This window comes from Streptomyces sp. SPB074 (assembly GCF_000154905.1).
Classification (GTDB): Bacteria; Actinomycetota; Actinomycetes; order Streptomycetales; family Streptomycetaceae; genus Streptomyces.
Window position 1 is genome coordinate 534,474 of record NZ_GG770539.1, and the last position, 11,573, is coordinate 546,046.

The window sequence follows — 11,573 nt, forward strand, 5'->3', positions numbered from 1 at the left end:
TCCGCCCGCGCCCCGCCCGGACACCGCCCGCGCCGCTCCCGCGCCCCGCCCCCGGTCCTCAGCCGACGGCGATCCCCGTCCCCAGGGCGTCCACGTCCTCCTCCCCCTCCGTCACGCGTGCCTCGTGCAGGGCCGTGTAGCGGCCTCCGAGCGCGAGCAGTTCCTCGTGGGTGCCGCGCTCCGTGACGCGGCCGTTCTCCACGACGAGGATCAGGTCGGCGGCACGGATCGTGCTGAGGCGGTGGGCGATGACGAGCGCGGTGCGGTCCGCGAGGGCTTCGGCGAGCGCTTCGCGGACGGCGGCCTCGGAGGAGTTGTCCAGGTGGGCGGTCGCCTCGTCCAGGATGACGACGCGCTGTCCGGCGAGGAGCAGCCGGGCGAGCGTGAGGCGCTGGCGTTCGCCGCCGGAGAGCCGGTAGCCGCGCTCCCCCACGACGGTGTCGAGGCCGTCGGGCAGGCGGGCGACGAGGCTGTCGATCCGGGCGCGGCGCAGCGCCTCCCACACCTCGGGCTCGCTCGCGGCGGGACGCGCGAGGAGGAGGTTGGCGCGGACCGTGTCGTGGAAGAGGTGCCCGTCCTGCGTGACCATGCCGACGGTGGCGCGCAGCGAGGCGGCGCTCAGCTCGCGCACGTCCACGCCGCCGACCCGTACGGTGCCCGCGTCCACGTCGTACAGGCGCGGCAGGAGGTGCGCGAGCGTGGACTTGCCCGCGCCGGAGGGTCCGACGAGGGCGATCGTCTGCCCGGGCTCGGCGCGGAAGCTGACGCCGTGCAGGACCTCCTCGCCGCCCCGGTCGTCCAGCGTCGCGACCTCTTCGAGCGAGGCGAGCGAGACCGCGTCGGCGGCGGGGTAGCCGAAGCGGACGTCCTCGAAGGCGATGCCCACGGGGCCCTCCGGCACGTCCCGTGCGGCGGCGCTCTCGCGTACGAGCGGGACGAGGTCGAGGACTTCGAAGACCCGCTCGAAACTCACGAGCGCGCCCATGATCTCGACGCGCGCCCCGGCGAGCGCGGTGAGCGGGGTGTAGAGGCGGGTCAGGAGGAGGGCGAGCGAGACGACGGTGCCGGTGTCGAGGCTCCCGGCGAGCGCGAGGGAGCCGCCGAGTCCGTAGACGAGGGCGAGCGCGAGGGCCGAGACGAGGGTGAGGAGGGTCAGGAAGACACTCTGCGTCATCGCGACGCGTACCCCGATGTCGCGCACGCGGGCCGCGCGGGCGGCGAACTCGGCCGACTCGGCGCGGGCGTCCCCGTAGAGCTTGACGAGCGTCGCGCCGGGCGCGGAGAAACGCTCTGTCATGCGCGAGCCCATCGCGGCGTTGTGCTCGGCGGCCTCGCGGCTGAGCGCGGCCATGCGGCGCCCGGTGCGGCGCGCGGGGATGACGAAGACGGGCAGCAGGACGAGGGCGAGGAGCGTGACGCGCCACGAGAGGGCGAGCATGACGGCGAGGGTCAGCAGGAGCGTGACGAGGTTGGTGGCGATACCGGAGAGCGTGCCGCTGAAGGCGCGCTGGGCGCCGATGACGTCGTTGTTGAGACGGCTGACGAGGGCGCCGGTGCGGGTGCGCGTGAAGAAGGCGACGGGCAGTTTCTGGACGTGGTCGAAGACGGCGGTGCGCAGGTCGAGGATGAGTCCTTCGCCGATCGTGGCGGAGAGGCGGCGGCCGACGAGGGTGAGCGCGGCCTCGGCGAGCGCGGCGAGCGCGATGAGCCCGGCGAGGACCACGACGCGGGCGCGGGTGCCGCCGGAGCCGACGGCGTCCACGACGTCGCCGGCGAGGAGCGGTGTCGCGACGGTGAGGACCGCGGCGCCGACGCCGGTGAGGAGGTAGGCGAGGAGCGCGCGGCGCCGGGGCCCGGCGAAGGCGGCGACGCGGCGCAGGGTCGCGCGGGTGAGGGGGCGGGCGGCCTGTTCCTGGCGGAATGCCTGGAGCTGGGACCAGGCGGTCATGTCGAGGCTCATACGGGGGACGCTAGGAGCTCAAGCAATGTTGAGGTCAAGCGCGGGCGCGGGGCCGGGAGGGCGCACGGCGGCGCGGGGGCGTACGGGGCGCGGCTGCGGGCCCCGTTCCCGCGCCGCTCACTCCCCCGCCGTCGTCCCCGTCCGGCCCGAGGAGACGCCGTAGTACTGGAGGTCCTGGACCTTGGGCCGCGCCTCGACCGGGTACGCGGTGCGGACCGAGGCCGTGCGGGTGCCGTCGCGCCAGATCTCGCCCGTCGCGAAGCCGGTGCGCAGCGGGACGAGCAGGGGGTGGACGCCGGTGTTGAGGCGCTCCTCCTTCGTCGCGCCGTCCTGGAGGACGCGGACGGCGGCGGGGGCGCTGAGGAAGGCCAGGGCCTCGACGGTGTCGCGGGCCGGGGCCGAGTTCCCGCGCAGCCGCATCACCTTCGCGGCCCCCGGGCCGCCCGTGGCGGCGGCGAACTGGGTGCGTGAGGTGACGTACACGGTGTCGCGGACGATCCTCGGCCAGTCGCCGGTCTTGAAGCGGGTCAGGTAGTACGAGGAGAGGTCGAGGTAGGTGTAGCCGTTGTGGAGCGAGGGGGCGAAGTGGGTGCCCTCGCTGTAGTCGTTCCACGTCGTGAGCTGGACCCAGTCGGCGTCCGTGTCGATGGCGGCCTGCCAGCTCGCGCGCAGCGTCGCCGTGTTGCCCGCCTCGTCGTAGACGCCCTGGTTGGGCCGGGCGTCCTGGACGGAGACGGGCTGCATCCACAGCTTGCCGAGGTCCTTGGCGCGCGTGACGTCGGCGGTGGCGCCGCCCTGCGTCGTGTAGCTGCGGTTGCCCCACTCGCTGAAGCCCTCGCTGAGCGGGGCGAAGCCGTCGGCGTGGGCGGGGAAGTTCAGGAAGACGGGCAGGAGGGCGGCGTCGGTGCCGTGCCGCGTGCGGAGGGTGTCGAGGACCTGCCGCCACCAGCCAGGGTCCTTCGCCTCGGCCTTGAACGGCGAGACGACGAGGCGGCCGTCGGGGAAGCGCCCGGCGGCGGGCGAGGCGGCGAGCTCGGCGAGGCGCGCGGCGAGCGTGCCCGGGTCGGTGGCCGCGAGGCCGACCATGTCCGGCATGAGGACGATCCGGAACTCCGGGTCGACGGTGTGGGCCGCCGCCATCAGGAGCTTGACGCGCCCCCAGTTGGGCCCGGACAGCGAGAGGAGGTCGACGGTGAAGCCGTCGAGCCCGGCGTCGCGGGCCGTGCGGACCTCCCGCTCCAGGTTGGCGCGCCGCCAGTCGCCCCCGCCCGGGGCGACGGGGCGCGGCCGGTCGCGCAGGAGGCCGCCGTACGCGGCGTGCTTGCCGCTCTCGCCCTCGGGCCGCAGGTAGTCGCGGGCGTAGTAGTCGGCGCCCGGGGCCTCGTTGTCGAGCGAGAGCGGGTACGGCGTGAAGTAGTGGGCGTAGACCTTCTTCCCGCTCGCGTGCAGCGTCTTCACGGCGGGGAGGTCGAAGGGCAGGGCCTCGGCCGCGGGCCGGACGGGCTCGGGGAGCGGTGAGGCGGCGGCGCCCGCGGGCAGCGGGCGGGCGGCGGCGCGCTGCCCGCCCTCCTTGCCGCCGAGGGCGAGCCCGGTCCCGGCGACGAGGCCGAGCAGCGCGAGTCCGAGCAGGACGGCGAGCGGCAGCCGAAGGCGGCGTACCGGCGGGATGCGGCGGTGCGGCGGCAGCGGCACGGCTGTCCCCCTCGTTCACGGCCCTCGTGCGACGGGGGCGTTGCCGGCGGTGGTGTACGGGCGCCTGTAGTACAGCGGATCGGACGCCATCCCACAACAAGAGGCCGAAAGTCCGCCACTCGTGCCACTTCCGGCCAAACAAGATCAAGGCCGGTCAAGAGTGCCCGGCGAACGGCCCTTCGGGCTGCTCGGGCATACTGGAATCACTTCGCTCGCTTCACGAACACCCGCACGAAGAGACACCGGCGGGCCCTGTCACCACCCCCACCGGCGCGGGGTTAACCACGGGTCACCGGATGCGGACTTTCCTGTAAACGTAGGTACACACAGCCCATTGCGTGGCTTAGTGTTCTCCCTTGCCACGCTTGTTCGCCGTTCGGGGATTCGGCCGACGGGCCGTGGTTCGTCAACACGTGCCGGGGGGGTACATGTGGCATGTCCAGTCGCCTGAGACCAGTGCGTCCGCTGTCAGCCGGCTGCCCAGGGGACTGCCCCCGGGCAGCAAGCCGCGCTGGTACCAGCCGGTGGCGCTCTTCGTCGACCTCACCGGTACGGCCGTACCGGTCGCCCTGCTGTTCCGTCACCACGGCCAGCCGCACCCGCTGATCAGCGCCGCCGTCGCCGCGCTCGCCTGGCTCCTCGTCCAGGCGTTCCGGCAGCGGTACACGCGCCGTGCGATCGGCGAGTCGCGCGGGGCGCTGCCCGTCCTGCACGACTGGCTCATCCTGCTCGGCGTCCTCGCCTTCGTGTACGTCGCCGCCGACCTGCACCACGGCCAGTTCGTGAGCCTGGGCGCGCTCCTGCCCGCCCTCGTGCTCACGCTCGCCTGCCGCAAACTGACCTTCCGCCACCTCGCGAAGACCCGCAGGGCGGCGCAGGGCGTCGTGCGGGTGCTGCTGCTCGGGGAGCCCTCGGCCGTCGAGTCCGTGGCCGGGCACCTCGCGGGGCACACCAACCACCCGTACGTCGTCGTCGGTGTCGTCGCGCTCGGCTCCGCGCCGCTCGACGCGGGGCTGCGGCTCGCCGCCCGGCTGCCCGACGAGGCGGAGGCCGCGCCGGGGGCGGACACGACGCTCGTGCTCGCCGCGTCCGCCGAACTCCGCGTGGACCTGGTCCTCGTCGCCGCCGGACGTGTCATGTCCGGGGCACGGCTGCGGCGGCTCTCCTGGGGCCTGCACGACGCGGGCCTCGAACTCGCGGTGGCGCCCGGGCTCGTGGAGGTCGCGCCGAAGCGCGTCGAGACGACCTCGGCCGCCGGGATGGCCCTGCTGCGCATCGCGCCGCCCGTGCGGCGCGGGATGCAGCCCGTGCTCAAGACGGTGCTGGACCGGTTGCTCGCCGTGCTCGGGATCGCCGTCGTCTCCCCGCTCCTGCTCGGGATCGCCCTGGCCGTCAAGCTCACCTCGCGCGGCCCGGTCTTCTACCGCAGCGAACGCGTCGGGCAGAACGGCGTGCCGTTCATGATGTGGAAGTTCCGCTCGATGAAGGTCGGCGCGGACGCCATGAAGGCCCAGCTCGCGGGCGAGAACGAGAACGACGGCGCCATGTTCAAGATGCGCAGGGACCCGCGCGTCACGGGCGTCGGCCGCCTGCTGCGCCGCACCTCGCTGGACGAGCTGCCGCAGCTCCTCAACGTCGCGAGCGGGCAGATGTCACTCGTGGGGCCGCGCCCGCCGCTGCCCGACGAGGTCGCCACGTACTCGGAGACCGAGCGGCGCCGCCTCGCGGTGCGCCCGGGGATGACGGGGCTCTGGCAGATCAGCGGGCGCTCGGACCTGTCCTGGGACGAGACCGTGGCGCTCGACCTCAGCTACGTCGACAACTGGTCCTTCACGAGCGACGTCGATGTCATGGCCCGTACGCTCCGCGCCGTCGTCGACGGACGCGGTGCGTACTGACCGGGGGCGGGCCGCCGGGAGCACGCGCCCCGGCGCGCCGCGCCCCGTGCGTACCGTCCCGGGACGCGGCGCGCCGCCTCGCGCGGGGGCCGGCTCAGAGCGTCGCGCGCCACGCCTGGTACGTGCCGGCGATGCCCTCGCGCAGCCCGACGCGCGGCTTCCAGCCGAGCGAGGCGAGCCGCGAGATGTCGAGCAGCTTGCGCGGGGTGCCGTCGGGCTTGCTCGTGTCCCAGGCGATCCGGCCCTCGTAGCCGACGACGTCGCGGACCGTTTCGGCCAGCTCCTTGATCGTCAGGTCCTCGCCGCAGCCGACGTTGACGGGCTCGGCGCCGTCGTAGGAGCGCAGGAGCAGGACACAGGCGGCGGCGAGGTCGTCCACGTGCAGGAACTCGCGGCGCGGGCTGCCCGAGCCCCACAGCACGACCTCCTCGCGGCCCTCCGCCTTCGCCTCGTGGAAGCGGCGGACGAGGGCCGGCAGGACGTGCGAGGTCTCCAGGTCGAAGTTGTCGCCGGGCCCGTAGAGGTTCGTCGGCATCGCCGAGATGTACGCGGCGCCGTACTGGCTCCGGTAGGACCGCACCTGCGTGATGCCAGCGATCTTCGCGAGCGCGTACGCCTGGTTGGTGGGCTCCAGGGGCCCGGTCAGGAGCGCGTCCTCGTGGATGGGCTGCGGGGCGTGCTTGGGGTAGATGCACGAGGAACCGAGGAAGAGCAGGCGCTCGACCCCGGCCGCGTGGGCGCCCGCGATGACCGAGAGCTGGATCTGGAGGTTCTCCTCCAGGAACTGCACGGGGTACGTCGAATTCGCCATGATCCCGCCGACCTTGGCGGCGGCGAGCACGACGGCGTCCGGGCGGGTCTCCCGCAGGTAGGCGGCCGTCGCCGCCGCGTCGCGCAGGTCGAGTGCGGTACGGGTCCTGGTGAGCACCTCGTGGCCGTCGGCGCCGAGCCTGCGGGCCACGGCGGAGCCCACGAGGCCGCGGTGCCCGGCGACGAATATGCGGGCCCGCTCGGGCAGGAGCTGCGATTGCGTCATGGACCGGATCATGCCAGGGCAGGCGCCCGCGCGGGCGGCCGGGCGGGATCCTTCCGCACGGACCGCGACAGAACACAACAGATCACGCACCACCACGACGGAAACAGGAACCACCAAGGCGGCCCCTCCGGCCGACCGGTTCAGGAGGGGAACCACCCATGAGCAAGACCGCGCTGATCACCGGTATCACCGGGCAGGACGGCTCGTACCTGGCGGAGCTGCTGCTCGCCAAGGGCTACGAGGTGCACGGGCTGCTGCGCCGCTCGTCGAGCTTCAACACCGAGCGCATCGACCACATCTACCAGGGCCCGCAGGAGGACGACCGCCGCCTCGTGCTCCACCACGCGGACCTCGCCGACGGGGTCGCGCTCGTGAACCTGCTGCGCGGGATACGCCCCGACGAGGTCTACAACCTCGGCGCCCAGTCGCACGTCCGCGTCTCCTTCGACGCCCCGCTGTACACCGGCGACGTGACGGGCCTCGGCGCGCTGCGCCCTGCTGGAGGCGATCCGCGCCTCGGGCGTGGACACCCGCATCTACCAGGCCAGTTCCTCCGAGATGTTCGGCTCCACCCCTCCCCCGCAGAACGAGGGCACGCCCTTCCACCCGCGCAGCCCCTACGGCGCGGCGAAGGTCTTCGCCTACTGGGCGACGGTCAACTACCGCGAGGCGTACGACATGTTCGCGGTCAACGGCATCCTCTTCAACCACGAGTCCCCGCGCCGCGGCGAGACCTTCGTGACCCGCAAGATCACCCGCGCCGTGGCCCGGATCAAGGCCGGCCTCCAGGAACACCTCTACCTCGGCAACCTCGACGCCGTACGCGACTGGGGCTACGCGCCCGAGTACGTCGAGGCGATGTGGCGGATGCTCCAGCACGACGAGCCGACCGACTACGTCGTGGCGACCGGCGTCCCCGCCACGGTCCGCCAGTTCACCGAGACCGCCTTCGCGCACGCCGGGCTCGACTGGAACACGCACGTGCGCTACGACGCGAAGTACGAGCGCCCCAGCGAGGTGGACGCGCTGATCGGCGACGCGAGCAAGGCGCGCGAACTGCTCGGCTGGAAGCCCGCGGTGCTCGTCGAGGAGCTGGCCAGGATCATGGTGGACGCCGATGTGCGGCAGGTGGAGGACCAGCTCGCGGGAGCGACGGTACGCATCGACCGCTGAGCCGGGCGCGGGGGTTGCCAGGCGCCCGGGGCGGGTACTGCCGGGTGCCCGGCGCGGGGGTTCCCGGCCGCCCGACGCACGGGAGCCCCCGGGAACAACCGCTTTCCGCGGCGCTCTTCGGCTTTCTTCATACCAATCAGGTCAAGGAAGCCCCATGATGAGGCCCCCCGCGCTCATGTGACCGAGTATCTCCTGCGAAGATACGACCACTTCGGCCAGAGCAGGCCGCTCGCCGGGCCCAACGCCTTGGGGGATAGATGCACAGATCCAAGGGGCTCTCCGCTGCCCTTGTCCTCTCCGCTTCCGTCATGGGGCTGGGGGCGCTCTCCGCCCCCCAGGCCGCCGCGGTCACCGCGCCGGTCGCCTTCACCGCGGACGACCTGCCGACCTGGCAGACCAACGGCATCGTCTGGGCGCTCGCCCAGTCCGGTGACACGGTCTTCGTCGGCGGCACGTTCTCGCAGGTGCGCCCGCCGGACGGGCAGGCCGGGACGCCGAAGAGCGCGGTCAACTTCGCCGCGATGGACGCGGCGACGGGCGCGCCCATCGACTGCGACCTCTCCTTCACCGTCGCGAGCGGCACCGCGACGGTCCGCTCGATGGCGGTCTCCGAGGACGGCAAGACGCTGTACGTCGGCGGTTACTTCGGCGCGGTCAACGGGGTCGCCGCGAGCAGCCTCGCCGCGATCGACATCGCGACGTGCAAGCCGAGGACGGACTTCAAGGCGAGCTTCCCCGCCACCGTCCGGGCCCTCGCGGTCGCCGGGAACACGGTGTACGCGGGCGGCGACTTCACCAGCGCCGGCGGCCAGTCCCACAAGCGCTTCGCCGCGGTCAACGGCACCACGGGCGCGGTGCTGCCCTGGCAGGCCGACGCGGACCAGCCGGGCCGGGCCATCGCGGTCACGCCCGACCACCGGCACGTCCTGCTCGGCGGCGACTTCTTCACCGTCAACGGCGCCGACTCGCACGCCCTCGGCGTGGTCGACGCGACGACGGGCGCGAACGTCAAGACGTACCCGGGCAACTTCGTGCCGCAGAACTCGGTCGTGAAGTCGATCGCGACGGACGGCACCGGGTTCTACACGGGCAACGAGGGCACGGGCGGCGGCGTCTTCGACGGCCGGATCGCCGTGGACCTCGACACCTACGCGCAGCGCTGGCGCGACACGTGCCTCGGCGCCACGCAGTCGGTGCTCCCCCACGACGGCGTGCTCTACAGCGCCTCGCACGCGCACGACTGCTCCAGCGTGGACGAGTTCCCCGACGGGCGCCGCCACCACCTGCTCGCGCAGCCCGTGGACGACGTGCACAAGCTCGGCTGGATGCCGGACACCAACGACGGCCTCGGCGAGGGCATCGGCCCGCGCGCGATGTCCATATCCGGCACCGGCTCGCAGAAGTACCTGTGGGTCGGCGGCGAGTTCACCACCGTCAACGGCGCCGCCGCCCAGGGCCTGACCCGCTTCGCGACCGGGCCCGACACCGGGGCGCCGGTGGCGCCGCAGGCGAGCGCGGCGAGCGTCAAGCCCGGCGCGGTGCAGGTGCGCTGGCGCACGGGGCTCGACCTCGACGACAGCCGGCTGACGTACAAGGTGTACCGCAACGGCTCGGCGACGCCGATCCACACCATGACGGGCGACTCCCTGGAGTGGTCGCGTCCGCAGCTCTCCTTCACGGACACCACCGCGAAGGCGGGCGAGACCTACACCTACCGGGTCACCGCCACCGACGCGGCCGGGAACACGAGCGCCCAGTCGAACGCGGTCAGCGTGACCGTGCCCGAGAGCGCCCAGGCGTACCCGAACGCGGTCCTGGACGACGGTGCCTCGATGTACTGGCGCTACGACGAGAAGAGCGGCCCCTTCGTCGGCGACCTCTCCTCGGGCGACCTGCACGGCCTCGGCCGCAACGCGCCCTCGACCGGCACGGCCGACGGGGTGCTCAACGACTCGAAGGCGCTGAGCCTCAACGGCAGCAACCAGCAGGTCAACAGCGACCGCCGCACGACCGTCAAGGGCGCGTACACGCTGGAGACGTGGTTCAAGACGACCACGACGCAGGGCGGGAAGCTGCTCGGCTTCGGTGACCAGACCGGCACCCGGGGCAGCGGCAACTACGACAAACACCTGTACATGACGAACTCCGGGAAGGTGATCTTCGGCGCCCACCCGGGGATGCCGAAGACGGTCGCCTCCAGCGCCGGGCTCAACGACGGCAAGTGGCACCACGCCGTCGGCACCCAGGACGGCTCCGGCATGAAGCTGTACGTGGACGGCAAGCTCCAGTCGAGCAACGACGTCACGGGCAACCAGGCGTACTCCGGGTACTGGCACGTCGGCGGCGACAACATCAGCGGCTGGCCCGAGGCCCCGTCGAGCCAGTTCTTCAACGGCCAGATCGACGAGACGGCCGTCTACGACAAGGCGCTGACACCCACGCAGGTCAACAGCCACTACCAGCTCGCGACCAACCCCGCGCCCGCCGACACCATCGTCAAGGTGACGGCGAGCGAGGACGCGTACTCCAACGCGGGTGCCCCGGGCACCAACTACGGCGCGTCCAGCTCGCTCGCCGTGCGCGGCACCTCCGCGTACGAGAGCTACCTGCGCTTCACGCTGCCGAAGGCGCCCGCCGGGACGGTGCTCAAGAGCGCGCGGCTCGCGGTCAAGACGTCCACCCAGGCCGGAGCGGGCTCCGCGGACGACCAGCGCATCCGGCCGGTCACCGGGTCCTGGACGGAGGCGGGCGTCACGTACAAGAACAAGCCCGCCCTCGGCAGCACGACGCTCGGCACGCTGAGCGGGGCGACGGAGGGCTCGACGGTCTATTCGGCGCTGCTCGACACGAGCGCGATGAAGGCGGCGCTCGGCGGCGAGTACAGCATGGCGATGACGAGCGAGGGCACGGACCCGCTGTGGCTGTGGTCGAGCGAGGCGAGCGCGGGCGCGCAGACCCCGCAGCTCATCCTCACCTTCGGCGCGGCCGGCTGATCGCGGCGGCTTCGCCCCGCGGGCCTCGGGGCCGGACGCCTGCACGGGTCCGGCCCCGTCCCCGTACCGCCCACGCTTCTTCCGTACAGGAGTAGTTCCATGCGCACCACCACTCGCCGGCCCCTCGCGGGGGTGCTCGTGCTCGGCACGGCGCTGCTCGCGCTGAGCGCCTGCGGTTCCTCGGACGACGGCGACAAGGACGACGCGGCCGCAGGCCGGCCGGCCGCCTCGGCGCCGGTCTCCGCGAGCCCGGAGGGGTCGAAGGCCCCGGCCCGCAACGAGGCCGCGCGGGAGGTGAAGCCGAGCGGGCCCGTCGAGTCGGACGACAAGCTCAAGCCCGCGACGGGGTCCTTCACGAAGAGGGAGAAGAAGTACCTCAGCGGCCGGGTGCCCGAGAACATGGACCCCGCCGCCGTGCTCCAGACGGGGCAGGAGGCCTGCGACCGGCTGAAACTGACCGCCTCGCACGACAAGGACGCCGCCGTGGGCGCGCTCATCGCGGGCGAGATCCCCGACGCGGTCGCCGCCGTCGGCCAGCTCTGCCCCGAGCAGCGGCCGCTCCTGGACCGGGCCCGGCAGGGCTTCACGCAGGGCACGAAGAAGAACCCCGCGCCCGGTACGTACCGCGCGCTCACGGCGGACGCGAGCGCGTGCACGTGGCAGGCGCTCGGCGCGGGCGGCACGTCGCTCGCCTCGGGGCCGTCGCAGGGCACGAAGCCGCAGAAGGTGACCGCGGACATCCCGGCGGGCACGGAGAAGTTCGTCTCGCAGGGGTGCTATGCCTGGCTGCCCGCCTGAGCGGCGCGCCGGACGGCGGGAGG

The 11,573-nt window shown here is 73.1% G+C and carries 6 protein-coding genes and 1 pseudogene; 4 read left to right on the forward strand and 3 right to left on the reverse strand.

All coding sequences use genetic code 11. The annotated features are described in order from the left end of the window. Positions 1 to 58: 58 nt before the first annotated feature. Positions 59 to 1,960 (reverse strand): ABC transporter ATP-binding protein, encoded by a 1,902-nt coding sequence (locus SSBG_RS02165; protein ID WP_037868727.1) that lies wholly within the window; start codon positions 1,958 to 1,960, stop codon positions 59 to 61. Between the two features lie 117 nt (positions 1,961 to 2,077). After that, a complete protein-coding gene (locus SSBG_RS02170; protein WP_008744601.1) occupies positions 2,078 to 3,652 on the reverse strand; it encodes a glycoside hydrolase family 71 protein in 1,575 nt (524 codons plus the stop codon). A gap of 428 nt (positions 3,653 to 4,080) precedes the next feature. On the opposite strand from SSBG_RS02170, the gene SSBG_RS02175 reads away from it, so the two are divergent. Further along, positions 4,081 to 5,550 (forward strand): sugar transferase, encoded by a 1,470-nt coding sequence (locus SSBG_RS02175; RefSeq protein ID WP_420790256.1) that lies wholly within the window; start codon positions 4,081 to 4,083, stop codon positions 5,548 to 5,550. Positions 5,551 to 5,644: 94 nt separating this feature from the next. Here the strand turns inward: SSBG_RS02175 and SSBG_RS02180 are convergent, their stop codons facing one another. Continuing rightward, on the reverse strand, positions 5,645 to 6,586 hold the full coding sequence (locus tag SSBG_RS02180) for a GDP-L-fucose synthase family protein (RefSeq protein WP_199781325.1): 942 nt from the start codon (positions 6,584 to 6,586) through the stop codon (positions 5,645 to 5,647). Positions 6,587 to 6,744: 158 nt separating this feature from the next. Here SSBG_RS02180 and gmd point away from each other — a divergent pair. The 3 genes and pseudogenes from gmd to SSBG_RS02195 all read left to right on the forward strand — a co-directional run bounded on the left by gmd (position 6,745) and on the right by SSBG_RS02195 (position 11,550). After that, positions 6,745 to 7,759 (forward strand): annotated as a pseudogene (gene gmd / locus SSBG_RS02185) (GDP-mannose 4,6-dehydratase). 257 nt (positions 7,760 to 8,016) lie between these two features. Next, on the forward strand, positions 8,017 to 10,752 hold the full coding sequence (locus SSBG_RS02190; protein WP_008744605.1) for a LamG-like jellyroll fold domain-containing protein: 2,736 nt from the start codon (positions 8,017 to 8,019) through the stop codon (positions 10,750 to 10,752). Positions 10,753 to 10,851: 99 nt separating this feature from the next. Then, positions 10,852 to 11,550, forward strand: coding sequence for a hypothetical protein (locus SSBG_RS02195; protein WP_008744606.1), 699 nt, complete (start codon positions 10,852 to 10,854; stop codon positions 11,548 to 11,550). The last annotated feature ends 23 nt before the right edge of the window (positions 11,551 to 11,573 follow it).